The sequence below is a fragment of the Spirosoma harenae genome, assembly GCF_054776975.1.
The window spans coordinates 215,183-233,424 of the sequence record NZ_BAAHBD010000011.1; the positions used below are offsets into that span (position 1 = coordinate 215,183).

Annotated in this window: 15 protein-coding genes; 6 read left to right on the forward strand and 9 right to left on the reverse strand. The window is 44.3% G+C overall.

Annotation, left to right across the window (positions count from 1 at the left end; genetic code table 11):
• Positions 1-96 precede the first annotated feature (96 nt).
• The 5 genes from ACYVE4_RS17635 to ACYVE4_RS17655 form a co-directional block, all read right to left on the reverse strand.
• The gene (locus ACYVE4_RS17635) at positions 97-918 is read right to left on the reverse strand and encodes an exonuclease domain-containing protein (RefSeq protein ID WP_461041497.1); all 822 of its coding nucleotides are present in this window, start codon (positions 916-918) and stop codon (positions 97-99) included.
• A 56-nt stretch (positions 919-974) separates the two neighbouring features.
• Positions 975-2,555 carry an FAD-dependent oxidoreductase gene (locus tag ACYVE4_RS17640; protein WP_461041498.1) on the reverse strand — a complete coding sequence of 527 codons (1,581 nt, stop codon included), beginning with the start codon at positions 2,553-2,555 and terminating at the stop codon, positions 975-977.
• Between the two features lie 287 nt (positions 2,556-2,842).
• Positions 2,843-3,235, reverse strand: a complete 393-nt coding sequence (locus ACYVE4_RS17645) for an ExbD/TolR family protein (RefSeq protein ID WP_461041499.1) — start codon at positions 3,233-3,235, stop codon at positions 2,843-2,845.
• 68 nt (positions 3,236-3,303) lie between these two features.
• Positions 3,304-4,014, reverse strand: a complete 711-nt coding sequence (locus tag ACYVE4_RS17650; RefSeq protein WP_461041500.1) for a MotA/TolQ/ExbB proton channel family protein — start codon at positions 4,012-4,014, stop codon at positions 3,304-3,306.
• Between the two features lie 204 nt (positions 4,015-4,218).
• Positions 4,219-5,190, reverse strand: coding sequence for a zinc-dependent alcohol dehydrogenase family protein (locus ACYVE4_RS17655; RefSeq protein ID WP_461041501.1), 972 nt, complete (start codon positions 5,188-5,190; stop codon positions 4,219-4,221).
• 244 nt (positions 5,191-5,434) lie between these two features.
• On the opposite strand from ACYVE4_RS17655, the gene ACYVE4_RS17660 reads away from it, so the two are divergent.
• Positions 5,435-6,160 carry an MIP/aquaporin family protein gene (locus ACYVE4_RS17660; RefSeq protein ID WP_461041502.1) on the forward strand — a complete coding sequence of 242 codons (726 nt, stop codon included), beginning with the start codon at positions 5,435-5,437 and terminating at the stop codon, positions 6,158-6,160.
• A 133-nt stretch (positions 6,161-6,293) separates the two neighbouring features.
• Here the strand turns inward: ACYVE4_RS17660 and ACYVE4_RS17665 are convergent, their stop codons facing one another.
• A complete protein-coding gene (locus ACYVE4_RS17665; protein ID WP_461041503.1) occupies positions 6,294-7,640 on the reverse strand; it encodes a D-arabinono-1,4-lactone oxidase in 1,347 nt (448 codons plus the stop codon).
• Positions 7,641-7,715: 75 nt separating this feature from the next.
• Between ACYVE4_RS17665 and glpK the strand changes: the two genes are divergently transcribed.
• Entirely contained in the window at positions 7,716-9,215 is a 1,500-nt protein-coding gene (gene glpK, locus ACYVE4_RS17670; protein WP_461041504.1) for a glycerol kinase GlpK, read from the forward strand.
• Between the two features lie 66 nt (positions 9,216-9,281).
• Here glpK and ACYVE4_RS17675 read toward each other — a convergent pair whose 3' ends face one another.
• Positions 9,282-10,388, reverse strand: a complete 1,107-nt coding sequence (locus tag ACYVE4_RS17675; protein WP_461041505.1) for a mechanosensitive ion channel family protein — start codon at positions 10,386-10,388, stop codon at positions 9,282-9,284.
• 75 nt (positions 10,389-10,463) lie between these two features.
• Complete coding sequence (locus ACYVE4_RS17680) at positions 10,464-10,901, reverse strand: lasso peptide biosynthesis B2 protein (RefSeq protein WP_461041506.1); 438 nt, start codon at positions 10,899-10,901, stop codon at positions 10,464-10,466.
• A 142-nt stretch (positions 10,902-11,043) separates the two neighbouring features.
• Here ACYVE4_RS17680 and ACYVE4_RS17685 point away from each other — a divergent pair, with 142 nt between their 5' ends.
• Genes ACYVE4_RS17685 through ACYVE4_RS17700 form a run of 4 tightly spaced genes read left to right on the forward strand, consistent with a single transcriptional unit; the run spans position 11,044 to position 14,870 of the window.
• Complete coding sequence (locus ACYVE4_RS17685; RefSeq protein WP_461041507.1) at positions 11,044-12,141, forward strand: T9SS type A sorting domain-containing protein; 1,098 nt, start codon at positions 11,044-11,046, stop codon at positions 12,139-12,141.
• Positions 12,142-12,176: 35 nt separating this feature from the next.
• On the forward strand, positions 12,177-12,326 hold the full coding sequence (locus ACYVE4_RS17690; protein WP_461041508.1) for a hypothetical protein: 150 nt from the start codon (positions 12,177-12,179) through the stop codon (positions 12,324-12,326).
• Positions 12,310-14,199, forward strand: a complete 1,890-nt coding sequence (locus ACYVE4_RS17695) for an asparagine synthase-related protein (protein WP_461041509.1) — start codon at positions 12,310-12,312, stop codon at positions 14,197-14,199. Before ACYVE4_RS17690 ends, ACYVE4_RS17695 begins: the two co-directional genes overlap by 17 nt.
• Entirely contained in the window at positions 14,166-14,870 is a 705-nt protein-coding gene (locus ACYVE4_RS17700) for a hypothetical protein (RefSeq protein ID WP_461041510.1), read from the forward strand. Before ACYVE4_RS17695 ends, ACYVE4_RS17700 begins: the two co-directional genes overlap by 34 nt.
• A 126-nt stretch (positions 14,871-14,996) precedes the next feature.
• On the opposite strand, the gene porU2 is transcribed toward ACYVE4_RS17700, so the two are convergent.
• On the reverse strand, positions 14,997-18,239 hold the full coding sequence (gene porU2 / locus ACYVE4_RS17705) for a putative type IX secretion system sortase PorU2 (protein WP_461041511.1): 3,243 nt from the start codon (positions 18,237-18,239) through the stop codon (positions 14,997-14,999).
• Positions 18,240-18,242: the final 3 nt, after the last annotated feature.

The following is an 18,242-nucleotide window of genomic DNA, read 5'->3' on the forward strand; positions in this document are numbered from 1 at the left end:
GATTATTCGGGATTGGTGCATAGTTACACAGATGAAGTAGCCGTAATAAGTGGCAATAGGACCAGATTCGATACCTATTTTAATTTGATTTTTACCTCATTTCTTCCCGTTGACATGAGTCAACATACGTAGTCGGATTTCGGTAAGCCGACGTTTGGTATCCAATGAAAATTCGCCTTTTTGGACCCAGTCGAAAAAAGAGGGTTCTTTTTTTAGCACATCAAGAACGGGTACGCCTTTGTGTTTGCCGAAATTAAAGACTTCTTCTCCTTTATCGTTCAGAATGATTCGGCCAGCCAGATCAACGTTCGTATTGGCCGTCAGGCTGTGAAGCATATCCATGTCGTTCTCAAACACGACATCCTGCCCACCGTCGGTTCTGCCTACCATACCCAAATAGCGCTGTACCTGTGCATTCAGGACTTCCAGACTTGCCAGTGTATCCGCTTCGGCACCATGCGCGCCAATTAATTCTTTATTGCAGTAAAATTTATAGGCAGCCGAGAGGTTACGGGGCTCCATCAGGTGGAAAATGCGCTGTGCATCCACCATTCGACGATTTTTTACATCAAAATTCACATCAGCCCGCAGAAATTCTTCAACCAGCAGCGGAATGTCAAAGCGATTGGAGTTAAAACCAGCCAGATCGCAGCCATCCAGAAATTGAGCCAATGTCCGGGCAACCGATTTGAACGGAGGAGCATCCTTCACATCGTCGTCGTAAATGCCATGAATCAGGCTCGACTCCAGTGGAATGGGCATTCCCGGATTAACGCGCTGGGTTTTACTGACAATTTCACCGCCTGGTAGCGCCTTCATGATACAGATATCAATGATGCGATCTTTGGCGATATTTATGCCCGTGGTTTCGAGGTCGAAAAAAGCGAGTGGTTTTTTAAGTATAAATTGATGCGTCATAACCAAACCGAAGTTTCGTACGGTCAGGCGACAAAGGTAAACAGGTTTCGGCGGAATCAGGCTTTTTTCAATTCATCTACCCATTTTACGCCGTTTCGAGTCGCTTCTACAGATGGCAGTCGGCCTTCGTGCATCAGCTCACGAATGGCAATGATATCCTGATCGCGCTGGAATCCAGCAGCCGCTTTAATTTGCCCATCCTGAACATACAAGGCTAGAAAAGCATCGTCTTTTTCTGGATCGCCTTCGTAAATAATTTCGTCGATTTTCGTAGCGTGGCCTACGTAATTGATTTGATTTCCTTGCTGATTACTCCAGAAAAATGCCGGTAAATCATAAGACGTCTCTTGACCAGCCATCGTTAATCCAGAAACATGTCCTTGCTGGCAGGCAACTTTCCAGTGCTCAATTCGCTGAAAACCACCTTCTATTGGATAGTGAACTATGTCACCAGCAGCATACAGGTCGTCAGTAATTTTTAGATTACTATCGGTTTTAACCCCACCATCTTTCTCCAGCGAAATGCCTTTCAGGAAATCAGTACGCGGTTTTACGCCCAACCCCAGTAGGACAAAATCGGCCGGAATGCGTTCGCCATTATCCATTACGACGGCTTCGACAATCTCATTACCTTCCAGATGATCTACTTTACGACCGAGGTGAAATCGAATGCCTTCTTTCTCATGCCAACCCTGCACAACACGACCAATTTTTTCGCCCAGAATTTTCTCGAACGGCACATTTTCTGGGCCTACTATATCCACGTCGCTACCTAATTTGCGTAGACTCATAGCGCCTTCTAACCCGATAAACGAACTACCAACAATCACTACGCGCTTGCCCTGCTTTCCCAATTCGCGCAAATGCTGACTATCATGTAATGTTCGAAGCGCGTATACACCTTTAAGATCCGTTTTCAGATTTGGCAATGCATTCGGTTTTCCACCTGAACATACGAGCGCTTTCGTATACTCAATGATTTCGCCAGAGGCTAATTCGATCTGTTTTATAGCTGGATCAAGCGATTTTACCTGTTGTCCCGTCCGAATCTCAATGCCATAATCTTTATAAAATTCTTCAGTGCGAAGTGGCATCCATTCGTCAGGCGCTTCGTCGGATAAGTATTCTTTTGAACAATTCGGTCGGTCATAAGGGGATTGGCTACTTTCGGTAAGCATCAGAATTTTACCTGCAAAACCACCTTCACGCATGGCTTCAGCGGCAAACGCTGCGGCACCTCCGCTTCCAATAATTACGTACGTATCTGTGTTAGTTTCCTCAGGAGCCGACATTGGATTTTCCAGACTTTCCTTGTTCGTTGTCAGACGAACAAATACCTGCTCGTTTTCAACACGTACTTCATGCGTTGGCAACCCGTTTAATGCAGGCGCTTCGAGACGATGACCATCCCGAATATCAAAACAGGCGTTATGCCAGGGACAAATCAATCGATGCCCATGCAATACACCTTCGACCAAAGGACCATGATAATGCGAACAATGCGGATGAAGCGCGTGAAATTGCCCATCAACCTTAGCTAATAATACGTCGGTATCGCCCACGCGGACTTGTTTCATTTCGCCATCCGCCATATCATCCACACGGCAGACCGAGGCTTCGGTGTAATCAGCAATCATAGTGGTTCCGTTTGTGCTATAAACTACAAACTCGCCCACTTTGATTTACTCAGAAATTGTTCAACCTTTTTACAAACGATACTATCAAATCGCTTTTTTGTCATTCTGACCACAGGGAAGAATCTTGAGCGCTCCTCATAAGTGACTTTGAGATTCTTCACTACGTTCAGAATGACAAAAACACATCAAAAAAGAGAATCAACAAAAAGCCGATACAAAACTGTATCGGCTCAAAATCTTGGCAATCAATAAAATCAAATAAATCCTGCCGGGCCGACGAAGCGGTTTTACTTCGACGTCGCCATCACCATTTTGATGTTCAGCTTCGCACCTGTTTGCAGCACATCGACCAAATCCTGAACGGTTAAACTCTTATCAAAACGCACCACAACGGTTGGCTCGGCAATACCTGCCATAATCGTTTTCAATTCCAATTCCAGATTGGCCGGATCAACTGGCTTTTTGTCGATAAAATATTGCTTCTTATCATCAACCGACAGCGTTACCTGCTTCTTACTCAACTGCTGTGACGATGCTGCTTTCGGTAACATCAGTTTGATGACGTTCGGATTTGCTACGGTCGAAATAATTAAGAAGAACAACAGCAGAAAAAACATGATGTCGTTCAGCGATGAGGTCGCTACTTCGGCAGCAAACTTATTTTTTCGACGGAGTTTCATAGCGGAGTTATAAACGATGAGCGATGAACGATGAGTGTAAATAAGTACTCATCACTTATCACTAAAATTTATCTTACCCTTGCAGGTTCGTTGGTTGGTTTCTGGAGGACTTCGATGAATTCGAATACGTTGATTTCGAGGGCTAATGTAAAGCGCTCAATCATCATGTTTAACAGGTGATAACCTGTGTAAGCAATTACCCCGACGATCAGACCAGCTCCCGAAGTGATCATTTTTTCGTACAGACCTCCGGCAATAATCCCGACGCTAATGTTGTCAGATAACGAGATGTCGTAGAAGATACGGATGATACCGGAAATGGTTCCGATAAAACCCATCATCGGCGCAATACCGGCGATAATTCCAAGATAGCCCATATTACGCTCCAGTCGCGACAGTTCGATTTGCCCAACCGTTTCTACGGTGCTTTCGATTTCCCGAATGGGCGAACCAATCCGGCCAATCGCTTTCTCGAAAACCCGTCCCATAGCCGTACGCTGATTTTTAGCAAACGACTCTGCCGATCGAATGTTTCCCTGCGCAATCATATCGCGGATGTTATCGATAAAATTGGGGTCTGCTTTCGTTTGTGAACGAATCACAAAGAATCGTTCAAAGATCAGATAGAGCGCAGCAAAAAATAGAATTGCAATGGGAATCATGACCCAACCGCCTTTAGCTACCAGATCAAATAGTTGTAGCGATTGGGGTTGAGCAGCCGTTGTGGCTGACAGCGATGCAGCTGTAGTGTCAACAGCCGGAACCTGAAGCAAGAGCATACGAACGAGTCGGGTAAGTGGATGAGGTTAGACCAATGGATTCGTTACTAGGAACAAACGTGTTGGTTTCACCGGATATTGTTTCAAAGATAAGGAACCCTATGTTATTTACAGTTGACGATTTACAGTTTATGGTTTACAGTGGGCTAGCACGACATAAATCCATTGAATCAATCACCATAAAGCAAAAACCACAAATCTTGATCAAGGTTTAATCAGAATTTTTCCCCACCGGCCATGACGCTCTGCATGGTCAATCGCTTCAGTGATTTGATTGAGCGAATAAGAGGCCTCAACTGGCAATTGCATCGTACCAGAAGCCAATAAACTAATCACCTGTTGGGCTACTTCCTGCCGCGTTTGGCTATCAACTCGATACATCCATTCTGTAAGCCAGAAACCTCTGACAGTCAACCCTCTAAAAATCATTAATCCCGCATTAATTTCCGGGTCTTGCAAGCTTAGTACGCCATAAATCAGCATGGTTCCACCTTTGCCAAGACATTTTAAGGCTTCGGTAGCTGTATGCCCGCCCACTGCATCCAGGATGCAGGCAACGCCATTGCCGTCTGTAATTTGTTTTACGCGGGCCGTTAGGTTTTCAGTTTCAACATTAACGACTTCTGTCAGTCCTAGCGATTTTAATTCACTATTGAGATCGTCACGCCGAACCGTCCCGATGGTTTTGATCCCGCGCATTTTACACAATTGAATTACCAATTTACCAAATGCAGACCCAGCTGCTGTAAGCATCAGCCAACCTCCTTCTAGTACTTTCGAATCCTGAACCATAGCGTAGGCGGTAAACGGATTCACGAATAATTGCGCGGCTATATCGTCTGACATCGCATCTGGAACGGGAATCAGGCTGCGATGATGCGCGATGGCGTATTCCGACCAGGTGCCAATACTCGTAAAACTCACCCGCATCCCCGTACGCATCTGAACACCTTCGCCTACCGCATCGACAATACCCACACCCTCGAATCCCGCACCGGAAGGTAATTTTGGACGGATGCCATACAAGTTCTGTACGAACATGATATCCGACGGGTTAATCGGAGCAGCAATTACTTTTACACGAACTTCATTGGGGCCTGGTTCAGGAACTGGTATGTCAGCGACGCTAAGAATATGCTGTGGCTTCCCCGTTTCTTTAAAAACAATACTTTTCATTCGGTAAGGAATCAGATTTTGGCTGTAGTGATTTTGCAAATCAACAACTAATTCAACACGTCATAATCCAATGAGTTTCAGATTTTGTTTGGATTGGGATTAAAAATATCACTTAATTTGCATAAACTATTCCTAAACCTTGATTTTAGTCGTTAGCACATAGTCGGACAGTCAATAGTCGCCGTACCCACCAAACTCTATTGATTGTTGCCTATGGGCTAACGATTTTTTATTTTCGTCCCCTATGCAAACCTCTCCTTTTCTGGGCGAATTGATCGGCACCATGGTGCTTCTTCTGTTAGGCAACGGCGTCGTTGCGAATGTGGTTCTCAAGCAAACAAAGGGTGAATCGGGCGGCTGGATCGTTATTACAGCAGGCTGGGCGTTTGCCGTAACGATGGGTGTCTTTGTTTCTAAAGCCTTCGGAAGTACCGACGCGCACCTAAATCCAGCAGTAACAGTCGCTTTCGCTGTAGCCACCTCCGATTATAGTCATATTGTTCCGTACATCACTGCCCAGCTAATTGGTGCTTTTATAGGCTCTACGCTGGTTTGGTTGCATTATCTTCCCCATTGGGCTGCTACGCCTGATCCAGGCGCTAAATTAGCCTGCTTCGCCACTGGCCCAGCCATCCGCTCAACGGGTGCTAATTTCCTAAGTGAAGCACTGGGCACATTAGTCCTCATTCTTGGTTTAGCCGGAATCTCGTCCAAAAATCTGGGGGAATTAGCGATTGGCGTTGGACCTTATCTGGTCGGTATTTTAGTGTGGAGCATCGGCTTATCGCTTGGTGGTACTACGGGGTACGCCATTAATCCAGCTCGTGATTTTAGTCCTAGACTAGCTCATGCACTGCTGCCAGTTTCTGGCAAGGGTTCTTCGGATTGGAGCTATGCTTGGATTCCTGTGGTTGGGCCGCTGGTCGGTGCTGCTGTTGGCGGTGTACTGATTCAGTGGTTTGCGTTGTAGAGCAACATCCAAGGTCTGTGTCCTCACAGACCTATCACGCGCCAGCTGACGTCGGCATTCAAAAAATGCAGCCTGTGAGGACACAGACCGAGGAAAATTTAATGGCAAACTTATTACTTTACATAGACAGCTTCTAACTTCCGAAGATATTCGTATCTAAAAACGCGTTGCGGAATTTGCCTTGCGGATCATAGTCGGTAAGCATTTTTCGGAACTCCGGTAATTTTTCGTAGCGCGATTGCAATTCTTTAGGCGCAATTGTAAACAGTTTGCCCCAGTGCGGACGAGCCTTAAATGGCGCTAATTCTTTCTCAATCATAGGTAACACTTTTTTGACCGACGCCCAATCCTGTTTCCAGGTAAAGTGAATGGCTAAGCTCGGCTGTTTGTAGCAAGGGCTCATCCAGAAATTATCAGCATCAATAGTTCGTAATTCTGTAATCATCAGGTGAGGACTTACGAATTTATTGAGCCGCTCGACCGCTAAAATTGCTTCGACGGCGTTTTTGCGAGGAACGAAATATTCTGATTGTAATTCCTTCCCACTACTAGGTGTGAAACCCATTTTGAAGTGGGGCAACCGTTCGTACCAGGGGCCGGGCACACCCATTTGTTCGGTGCAATTGACCGCCGATAATTCGGCAATCGGGTGCAGATTTTTCGTAGCCCGTTTCGCGCCATAAAATTCGGGTTTAGCATCCAGCGTTTTTCCGGCTTCAATTCGGCGTTTTATCCAGACTTCATTCACTCGCTTTTTCTGCCAATCAGTAAACAAACTTACGCTATACCCTGCCGACATGATCGCTTCGAAATGCTCCTGAAGTTGCGTTAGCGGCAGATTCTCGTACACATCCTGCCGCATCATATAGGTTGGCTGAATATCGAGCGTAACTTTTGTCACGACGCCAAGTCCGCCTAAATGAACAACAGCCGCTTTGAATGCTTCGCCATCTTTTGCGCGCGAAAGTGTGCGAACTTCGCCTTTTGCCGTGATGATTTCCATAGCCGCTACTGCCGTTGACAGGTTGCCATTTTTTACCCCCGAACCATGTGTAGCCGTCGCGCAAGCACCTGCGATAGAGATATGCGGCAACGAAGCCAGGTTGTGCAGAGCAAAACCTTTTTTATCCAGATAAGGCGCTAATTGACCATACTTCATACTCGCATCGACTGTCACGGTATGCGCTTTGGTATCCAGCGATATCACATCGTCCATTTCGGTCAGTGATAGAAACTCGTTCTTACTATCGGCGATGCTATTAAAGCAGTGGCGTGTGCCTAGTACTTTGAATTTGGGATGCTTTTTTATGAAACCCTGAACATCCTGAATCGACTTGGCTTTCGTCAATTTGGTGGTACTGTATTCATAATTTCCAGCCCAGTTTTTAATCTTTTCGTCTGATACCCAGCCAACCAAAGGAGAAAATAAAGGAGTAGCCATTAATGTAGATGACAGCTTGAGAAAGGTTCTTTTTTGCATGGTTATAGGGTTTTTCGCTAAACTAATTGGATAATTTGACAATATTACGCCCGAAAAGAATCTTCTCTAAACCCTATGCCCTCTTACGTAGCCGCTATTGACCAGGGAACGACCAGTACGCGCTGTATCGTCTTCAATCGTCAAGGCCAGATTGTTTCGCTGGCGCAAAAAGAACATAAGCAAATTTATCCGCAGCCCGGCTGGGTCGAACATGACCCCGAAGAAATCTGGCGCAATACCCTCGAAGTCATCGCGTTGGCACGTATAAAAGGAAAGTTATCCGTACAGGATATTGCAGCTGTTGGTATTACGAACCAACGCGAAACAACGGTTGTCTGGAATCGTCGGACGGGCAAACCGTATTATAATGCCATCGTCTGGCAGGATATGCGAACGGCTGATTTAGTGAATCAATTTTCGACGGATGGCGGACAAGACCGTTTCCGACCTCAAACCGGCTTACCTCTAGCGACTTATTTCAGTGGCTTAAAGCTCAAATGGCTATTAGATAACGTAGAAGGCCTACGAGCCGATGCCGAACGGGGCGATGCGTTATTTGGCAATATGGATACGTTCGTGGTCTGGAACCTAACGGGTGGAACGCAAGGTGGATTGCATCTTACCGATGTCACAAATGCCAGTCGAACGCAATTGATGAATCTCCAGACACTTAACTGGGACGACACTTTGTTAGAAGCATTCACCGTTCCGCGCGCTATGTTACCCGAAATTCGCCCGAGTAGCGAGGTGTACGGAAAGGTGGTTTCGGAAGTTTTGCCAGGCGTTCCAGTAGCGGGTATTCTTGGTGATCAACAGGCAGCGCTCGTCGGGCAAACTTGTTACGAACCAGGGCAAGCAAAAAATACGTACGGAACGGGCTGTTTCCTGTTGATGAACACAGGAACCGAACTTCGGGAATCAACCTGCGGATTGCTGACCACCGTAGCTTATCAATTCCAGAATTCACCAGTTCATTATGCGTTGGAAGGAAGTGTTGCCATTACCGGTGCGCTTGTGCAATGGGTGCGTGATAATCTGGGAATCATCAAAAAAAGTACAGAAATTGAATCGTTAGCTCGTTCGGTTGATGATAACGGTGGCGCTTATTTTGTACCTGCTTTTTCAGGCTTATACGCCCCTCACTGGAAAGCCGATGCTCGTGGAGTTATCGCTGGATTAACTCGTTTTGTCAACAAAGGACACCTTGCCAGAGCCGTATTGGAAGCAACTGCTTATCAGACTGTTGACGTTGTACGAGCGATGGAACAAGATGCGGGTGTATCACTCAGTTCTTTACGAGTGGATGGCGGCATGGTCGTTAATTCATTGCTTATGCAATTTCAGGCCGATGTATTAAATGGCCCGGTTGTCTGCCCGCAAATGACCGAAACAACTGCCCTGGGAGCCGCTTATGCCGCCGGGTTAGCCGTCGGTTACTGGCAAAATCTGGATGATCTGCGTCAAAACTGGGGCATCGCCAAAACATACGAACCCCAAATGGAGGATTCTCAGCGCACAAAACTGATGCGCGGCTGGCAAAAAGCTATTGAGCGCTCATTCGGCTGGGAAGAGTAGGAAGATGTATGATATAGGATGTATGATGTATTCGGGAAACTTATCTCATATATCATACATCCTATATCATACATCTTTCTTCAGTTCTTCGGCTAACACTAGTCGTGTTTGGGGAAGGCTTTCGGGGTATTCGTCGCGAATGAACGTGATGAGTTGTTCGCGCATGTGGCACCGTAAATCAAAGGCAGATGGCGCATCCGGAGCAGAAACCAGTACCCGAACCTGAATGCATGTCGGCGTTGTATCTGTGACTTGTACAGCAAAACTTTCTCCCGTCCAGAGCGGGTCGTTCTCTGCAATTTCGCGCGCCTTTTTCCGAATTATGTCCACAGGAACGTTGTAATCCAGGTATAAAAATATGGCGCCAATAATGGAAGCGTCAGAACGAGTCCAGTTCTCAAAAGGGTTCTCGACAAAATAAGTGATTGGTAGAATCAGTCGGCGTCGATCCCATAAACGCACGATAACGCTGGTCAGGTTAATTTCTTCAATTCGCCCCCACTCCTTCTCGACGACAACGGCATCATCCAGACGAATTTGTTGGTTAAACGCAATCTGAATGCCCGCTAACAGATTCGCCAACGTTTTCTGTGCCGCAAACCCAATAACGACCGATACAACCCCAGCTGAAGTCAATACGCTCAATCCCACTTTCCGGCTTCCCTGAAATGAAATGAGTAGCAGCGAAGTCCCTATCATAAAGACAACTATAGCAATCAGTCGACGAAAGAAACGCACCTGCGTAACGAACTTTCTCTGAGCGAGATTAACGTCCTTAGACGTATCGTATTCATGAATCAACCGCTGTTCTCCTACTTTCAGCAACTGAATCAAAAACCAGGTAGTAGCAATCAAAAATAAAATTTCGGCCGTTTTATCAGCTACCGGATGTCGACGTAGAAAACGTGCCGACTGCATGTTTGTCGCCAGCAGAAAGAATAAAGAAGGAACAAAGGCCCAGAAAGCCCAGCGTGCGTATATTTTAAGCAGGGCTAACGTGCGAAACGGACGTCGACGGGCAATAAAGCGAATGATCTGTGTAACTACGAAATCAACGGCTATACCTAATACCAGAGCCGTAATGAGCAAAACCCAGCCCGATAAATCCCGATTGGGCACATATCCAAACCAACGAACGATAGCTCGTATCCATGCATCAAGTTGTTGCTGCATTTTTCATTAAATTGTCTGTAGAGTTAACTACAGAATGCGTAAATGATATATGGATACATTACGTTTCTGCATCCGTCAATGCCATGTCCAGAGAGGCTGAAAGCTAAAATTTGGTAATTCTCCCAGTAAAATAGTTCCGTTGCTCTCTACCCAGGCATGGGCTTCAAACTTATGAGTTTTCTGAATACCAACGACTAGTTTGATTCCTTTGTCTGTTTTCAACAAATAAGTTAATGCCAATGCCTGAGGTAGGCAACAAACGGCCAATGACTTGCTGATCAGTCTTATAGCCCAAATTTCGCGTTCAACCGATCGATTGGGAACGTCAATTTTTTTCTTCGTTCTGACCATCTTCCCATATGAACGCCTGAATTTCTGAAAAGAAAGCAATTTAAGTCCCAACTGGATTGCCACAATAATAACAAATACACGAATTAGTAATACCTGATCCTGGATTTGGATATGAAACCTCTTCTGTTTGTTTTTCTTACTCTGTTTCAATGAAAAAGTCAATTTGCAAATTTTCCTTTACTAGCTTGAAGACTACTGATAAGGCACAAATTTATATACTATTATAAAAAATAAAATTACAAACAAAACTATCATGATTAAAAAATAGTATATTTGAACTCATATAAGTCACAGTATTTACTCTATGCGAACACTTTTAACATCTATACTTCTTTTATTTACTTTACCATCTGTTGCGCAAATAGTCACGTACAATTTTGCTGGTGCGCCAGGGAGTCAAGTTTCGCAACCTGCGGCCTCAAATGATCCAAGTTTAACGGCTTCTGCAATTAGAAGAGGGAGTGGAATTGTTGAGATAGCTGGTACAGGGAGCATTAATTCCCGTAACTGGAATAGATTGTCGCAGGATGCCAGCGACTATTATGAGTTTACTCTGAATCCCACAAGTGGGCATCAGCTCAATATAACGCATCTTGATTTCTTTATAAATAAGTCTGCTACAGGGCCTAACAATTATTTAGTAGCTTATAGTATTGGGGGAGGACCAGAGACAACTGCTTCATCAGGAACTATACCAACGGCTAATGTCGATCAATCTGTTGGGATTACACTTTCTATCAATACGCCCCAACCCGTTCGATTCAGAATTTATGCGTGGGGAGCTACTAATGTATTGGGAACACTAAAGCTTACCAATACCTTGACTGTGACTGGAGCGGCCCCGCTGCCCGTTGGTCTTATCTCGTTCACAGCAATACCCACAGATCAAGCCATTGTCCTGAATTGGTCAACTTCCTGGGAAGATAAAAATGAAGGTTTCGATATTTTAAAAGGCCAAACCCCCAACAGTTTAGAGCGAATCGCTTTTGTCAGAGGCAATAATACGACACAAGCAACCTCTTTTTATTCATTTACAGACTCAGCCGTTCAAGCCGGTCAACTTTATTACTATCAATTAAAACAAAGAGATATAGGTGGCAGAAGCACGCCATCCAACCTGATTGGGGCTCGTGCTAACACAGGTGTTGACGAACGTAAACCTACCGTCTATCCGAACCCCAATCCGGGTAATTTCACACTTTCCGCTAACGATTTAGCTGTCTCAGATATCCGGCTCTATAATATCACCGGCACAGAAATCCCTTTACATATAGTTAAAAATCAAACTGCTAACTCATATTCAATTAAACTCCTGTCGAGCGTTTTACCAGGGCTATATTATTTAAAGCTGGGAGCAACGAGCGACAGGACATTTAAAACATTGGGCGTGGTCATCCACTAATTTTTCACTAAAAACACGTTAAAAGCGGTAGCATCATGAAGACAACAAAAGCCACAAATGCCGTTCAACCAAAAAGAGTATACACAACTCCCAATCTGATAAAGCATGGATCAGTCGCTCAAATTACGCTCAAAGGTGGAAGCGCTTTCGATGTAATGAATACTTCCAATGATTTCCAGCCCTAAACCAGTGGGCTGGCAAGTCGAAAGCAACAACAGTTCTGCGAACTGCTTTACAATTGGATTTTTCACCTTCTTCGCGAATAAGCCAACTAAGGGTTTTGCTACCAATGGTCAAGTATCGATTTGGGTCAATGGGCCGTCAGATCCGCTGGAGTTATTGAGTCTTTATAATCAGTTAGGAGACGAGTGTTTGCATCATACAAATGCAAGTACATCTTTTGTTCTGTATGATTCGGCTAATGAGTTTGTCCTTACAGCACGTGATTTATTTGGCGTTTATCCGCTCTATTATACCCAGATTGGCAATCAATTATTGGTGAGTTTCTCGGTAAAAGCGATTGTTGAATCGCCGTGGTTTACACCCATTGCTAATCCAGAGATGATTGCGGATTATTTGAGCTGGGATAACATTACAAAACCAATTACTAATCAAACCTTTTATCAAAATCTCTATTCGTTACTGCCGGGTCATAAGTTAGTCGGCGATAAGAACAACCTTTCCATTAGTGCTTTTGGCCAGATAGAGCTTGATAAATATGCGTCGCTCTCGGATCAGGAATACTTCGATAAATTCGAAGATTTATTTGTTGCGTCTGTTCAGAAAACAAGCACATCTCATCAAAGAATAGCCACTCATTTAAGTGGTGGTCTTGACTCGTCTTCAGTATGTAATGTAGCGCAGTCACTAGCTAATGAACCTGTTCACAGCTTTTACATTCAAACTGATACCCTTTCAGCGAATGAAGCGGAATACGTAGCGGCAACACTGGAACAATGGCAACACCATGGAGAGTCGTTGCTTCATAAACCTGTTCAGCCAGATCAAAATGTGTATGATTCTATAGAAAAGACTACTTCACAAATCGCTCAACCAAGTCAGTTGTTGCTACCAGTTAGCACTTTCTTACCTATTATCAGTCAGGCTCAGCAGGCAGGTTGTAGACTTATCTTATCTGGACATGCTGGTGATCAAGTAGTAGGTTACGGATTTGATTATCTAGATAATCTTTTCCAGAAACAGGATTGGAAGAATCTTCGGTTGGCCTTGAATAGCTATGCTGATAAACGCACTCTATACTCGTTAAATGCAGGAAAGGTATTTAGAACGGATGACCAAAAACGGAAAACGTATTCCATTCATTTTTTAGCCCAAAAGTTAAGCCGAACGAAAGAAATAAGAATCTGGCAATCAGCACTAAATGCCTTATTTACTGAGTTTCATTTCAGTCTGGTTGATATTGTTTATTTCTTGATCGATAAGCTAACGCGAACTGGAAAAAAGCATCCACCTCGTTTAACAAATTGGATTCGAGCCGACTGGCAGGCAGCAAAATCGACTTCTGATGTGCAGGCGATCGATAGTCAACAATTGGTTTCCGGAACACTTTCACCTTCTCAAAAAGAGCAGATTGATTTCATTTATGGTCGTCTGGGCATTCAATACAATGAAGAAATTGAGCAAATCCACACACAGTATGGTATGGAAACAGCTCATCCGTTTCTGGATAAGAATCTTCTGGAATTAACATTAAATACGTCTGATCGATTACGATTTGGCGATGGGCTAGGACGAAGTGTTCTACGTCAGGGACTTAAAGATTATTTGCCCGAAAAAATTGTCAATCGAGTCGATAAAGGAGAATTTTCTGACTACGCTCATCAGGCTTTTATCGCTCTTTACGACGAATTTATAAAACAGGATAAACCCGAAAATCCAGTTTGGCGAATCGTCCAGAGAGAAGCGTTTGTTGAGGCTGTTCGAATCATTTTCGATGAACGCTACACGATTCGACGGAGAAATCCTTATCGTTTTTTAGCCAGTCGAGTAATCTATTTATCTATATGGCTCGATTATCTCAAAACTATCTCGGCCTGATATTGCTTGGAGCGTTAGTCCTTTGTCAGTCGTGTCAGCCGGAAATACTAACTCAACAGGACGATGGTGCTTATTACCCAATCCAGCCGGGGCGTCACTGGATTTATGAAGTGAGTGAAGAGCGGTATTCGTTAACCGAAGAGCCTATTTTCAGCAGCTATTTTCTGAAGGAAGCCATTGGCGAATGGCTACCGTCTGTAGATGGAGCAAAAACCTATAAATTGATCCGATATAAACGAAATCTTCTCTCTGAGCCCTGGAAAGTAGATTCGGCCTGGGCTATACAGCAGTGGCCTGATAAACTGATTCGCACTGAAAATGGCATTGTTTATCAGAAACTTACGTTCCCCATCGCTACTAATTCGGTTTGGAATCAGAATGAATACAATTCCTTGCCTACCGATAAATACGAATATGAACAGATCGGGAAGTCGTATAATCAGGGAACAACGACTTATCCGAATACGATTCAGGTAGTAAATACACGAAACGATTCAACAGCCATTTCCCTGAGCAAGCAGGTGGCCGTATATGCTTATAAAACAGGGCTGATTTTTAGAGAGACAGCGGCATTATCATATTGCCAAAGCTCACCAGATTGCATTGGGAAAGAGCAGATTGCGTATGGATTCCGGCAGAAAATGGCTTTGCTGGAAGAGGGTAAAGATTGAAACTAACCCTTTGGTCTATCTAGGCTAAAATTTTTGTCATGTTGAGGCACGAAACATCTTAATGTATTCTTATCTCTGAGTCAGGAAAACTCAGGATGCTTCGTACCTCTGCATGACAAAGTAGAATTAGTTCTTAACTAGTTTGCCCTGCATAACTTCTTCACGACCATCTCCCCAAACTACTCGTAAATTGGCGTGATAAAGGCCCGCCGGTAATTGTCGCAGGTTTTCCCAGTAAAATGTGTTTTCGCCAACAAAGGGCGTTAGTGTGTGCGTTTCTACGGTCGTTCCAAGTTGATTAACAATCTGTAGAAAGGCTGATTTTGGGGCAATTTGCCCAATCAGTGTATAGCTGATTTGAACAATATCGGTGCTAGGATTAGGATAAATTCGCCAGGTTGTTGGAGTGGCTGAATCAGCTACATTAAATGTAATTGTATAGGGAGTTCCCGACGCATTTCCAGCTGCATCACTGCCTTTTACTACTAATTCATAGGTTCCGGCAGCGAGATTATTTAACTGATACGTAGCTTGTAGCGACACAGACGACAAAGCTGAGCCAGATTGAGGAGTTAAATCAATGAATGGACAGGTCCCGCACTGTTTAAGATACGTCTGAATATTTATCAGATTACTTCCTGATAGTTTGTTTTCATCCGTTAAATCGACCTGGATAATCGGATTCGCCGAAACGTAATCACCGTTTTTAAGCGTCCGCTGATCAACAGTAACCAATAAAACAGGATTTAAACGGTCGGGAAGGGCATTGATCGGATAGATACTATTTTGCTGGATGGCCTGCCAATCGGTTAATTCAAGGCTAATCTGATTGTTTGTCTCGACTAGTTCATCAATTTTAGCCTCACTGTCGACTAGAATTTCCAGCTTTTTTACCGACACATCTTTCTGTATAGGAATCTGAATCGTATCGCGAATGGAATTAAAACGAGCGGAAAAACGCTCTCGAACCACCTCATTCGTCGAATATGTTTTCGCTAATTCGACCGATATAGCCTGATTTGGAATATACTTTCCGACGCTGGCAACGACCAAATTAATTATAAGCGAATCATCTTCAGCGATAGATTTTCCCGGTTTTCGAGCTTGAATAAAAAGGCTCCGAGCAACATAATCTGGTTTTGTCAGCGGGAAAATCTTTAACGCCGGATCGCCCTGCAAAATGATCTGCTGCATATCGCTGCGGAGCGTCAGATCGCTCGATTGGGGAGACAGCGCTAAGTTAACCTGCTGCTGGGTTTGTCCCAGCGTTAAAGCGAGGCTAATTGTATCAGCAAAAAGTTTTTGATAAAGTTGCTTCGCATACATCTGCGTGCTGGCGGGGTAGCTCCAGAATGAACCGGCTAAAACGGCAATCGCACCTTTGTCGGGCGCGATCAGCCAATCGGTGCTTAGCGGATCGTATATGTGGAAAATGTTATTAATGCTATATCCATTAAAAAATAGGATTGGGTACTTTCCCTTATTAGCAATCTTGTTGGTGGGCGTTGAGCAATACCCAAAATTGAAATCGAGGGTATTGGATGAGCCGTGTCCCGTATAGCTGATCATCGAAACGCCCTCATTAACTTCCTTCGAAATATCAACCGTTTCGACTTCCTCAAACGTTCGTTTTGATAATGACTTCACCTGCGCGCCCATGTATGGATTTTCGGCAATCGGGCGCAGTTGCTCCATCAAGCTTTTTAGGTATGTAATTTCAGCTTTATCATGCCCCCCATTTAGATGCAAAATTCGTTTTTGCCAGTCGTCGGGTGCGGATTGCTCAGCCTCTTTCACTTTGGCCAAGTAGTTCAATACCTGTTGGTTCGTCGTTACATTAATTCGCCCGGTTGGTATGGCCTGTACGAATTCGGGATAGTCGCTAAGGCCCATCGTCAGTAACGCATCCGAACCCGGATAGCCAAACGTGGGTACCAAATCCTGGGTTTCCAGCTTTTTCAGAATATCAGGAAAGCTGATCCCCCTTCCTAGAAGAAATAGTTGCTGATCGCGTCGGCCGGATAGCATAAAATCAGCAAAACGGCGAATAGCGATTGGACTTCGTTCACCAAAATTAAACTGCTCATAGATCGATTTTGTATCGATAACCAACGGCTTGTAACTGCCTCCTGCCACCGACGAGCGATATTCTGCATATTGATTGGCAGACTCTGCTAATGAATTGTGTGTAACGATCAGATAATTATACGCTTTAGGATCGGGAATGGCATAGTTAACCCGAGTAATCTTAGCCGATTTCTTGAATTCGTTACTAATAAACAGTTGCTGTTTGCTTGCCGTATTGGGTATGATGAACTGATTTTTTTGGTGCTCAATTTTGGCCGAATTGTATTGATCTGTAATTGCATAAACTAAGTAATCTGCCCCTAGATCATCGAAGTGGACGACGGATTGATTCGTCACATTTGGGCGTAGATTAAAGTATTTATTTCGTTGTCCATCCATCAAAAAACGCTGTGGATACACAACTTTCAGATACGTCATCGAATACCAGTCGTAAGGGTTTCCTGGCAACGTCTGTGTATTCAACTGTATAGCACCATCCTGAATGTCGCTTTCATCCAGCTTTATAGTTATCTTCTTTGGATTAAAAGCTTCTACGAAAATTGTATCAATTGGCTGGTTATTATTCAGTGAATACCAAATTCGATGATTAGAAGGGGAACGACCATTTAGTTGAAATTCAAAAACTGGTGATACATCATTAACTGCCACTCTATTTTTGAATTTTACAGAGAATTTGGCCGTTGTATCGGGCACAATGTACTTTCCAGTCCAGCCTTCGCCTTCCTCGAAATAGCTCTGCTGAACGGCGGGTACCAAGCCAATAGAATTGTTAAAAGAATATTGGTCGGCGTATGCAATAACTTGCTCCTCAAGGTGATATGGCTCAGGATCTTGGTTGATGGTTTTGAAAGGATGCGTTTGTATTCGTTTTCCCAAACGACCGCCCACGGTCAGAAAATAGATTGTTTCATCCGAAAATAGGCTTTGATACGGATTGGCGCGAGAGGCATGATAATAGACTAGGCTATCCTGCCCACCCTGATTTTTTTCGGCGTAGAATTGAATAAAATCACCGGGATCGAACCGACCATCAGCCTCTCCTATCACCTCAATCGCCAATTCGCGACCGTGATGAAAAAGTTGTAATCGCTGCGGATTGATCGCATCAACCGTAAATCCTGCAGCGACTAACTCTGTATAGCTGACGCGATAAATACCGTTTTCGGAAACACTGATTTTCGCATAAGACTGCTCCGGAACAATCCACTCGTTCCCATAACGCAGCTGCGCTATACCCGAAGTGCTAAAAAGGACAAGAAAAGAAACTAAAAGTATCCGCAAGGG

Bases quoted from the DNA above. Each gene is read 5' to 3' on its own strand.
- ACYVE4_RS17650 (WP_461041500.1), bottom strand. From the start codon at position 4,014: ATGCTCTTGCTTCAGGTTCCGGCTGTTGACACTACAGCTGCATCGCTG.
- ACYVE4_RS17655 (WP_461041501.1), bottom strand. From the start codon at position 5,190: ATGAAAAGTATTGTTTTTAAAGAAACGGGGAAGCCACAGCATATTCTT.
- ACYVE4_RS17685 (WP_461041507.1), top strand. From the start codon at position 11,044: ATGCGAACACTTTTAACATCTATACTTCTTTTATTTACTTTACCATCT.
- ACYVE4_RS17635 (WP_461041497.1), bottom strand. From the start codon at position 918: ATGACGCATCAATTTATACTTAAAAAACCACTCGCTTTTTTCGACCTC.
- ACYVE4_RS17675 (WP_461041505.1), bottom strand. From the start codon at position 10,388: ATGCAGCAACAACTTGATGCATGGATACGAGCTATCGTTCGTTGGTTT.
- ACYVE4_RS17695 (WP_461041509.1), top strand. From the start codon at position 12,310: ATGATTTCCAGCCCTAAACCAGTGGGCTGGCAAGTCGAAAGCAACAAC.
- ACYVE4_RS17645 (WP_461041499.1), bottom strand. From the start codon at position 3,235: ATGAAACTCCGTCGAAAAAATAAGTTTGCTGCCGAAGTAGCGACCTCA.
- ACYVE4_RS17700 (WP_461041510.1), top strand. From the start codon at position 14,166: ATGGCTCGATTATCTCAAAACTATCTCGGCCTGATATTGCTTGGAGCG.
- ACYVE4_RS17665 (WP_461041503.1), bottom strand. From the start codon at position 7,640: ATGCAAAAAAGAACCTTTCTCAAGCTGTCATCTACATTAATGGCTACT.
- ACYVE4_RS17660 (WP_461041502.1), top strand. From the start codon at position 5,435: ATGCAAACCTCTCCTTTTCTGGGCGAATTGATCGGCACCATGGTGCTT.
- glpK (WP_461041504.1), top strand. From the start codon at position 7,716: ATGCCCTCTTACGTAGCCGCTATTGACCAGGGAACGACCAGTACGCGC.
- ACYVE4_RS17640 (WP_461041498.1), bottom strand. From the start codon at position 2,555: ATGATTGCTGATTACACCGAAGCCTCGGTCTGCCGTGTGGATGATATG.
- ACYVE4_RS17690 (WP_461041508.1), top strand. From the start codon at position 12,177: ATGAAGACAACAAAAGCCACAAATGCCGTTCAACCAAAAAGAGTATAC.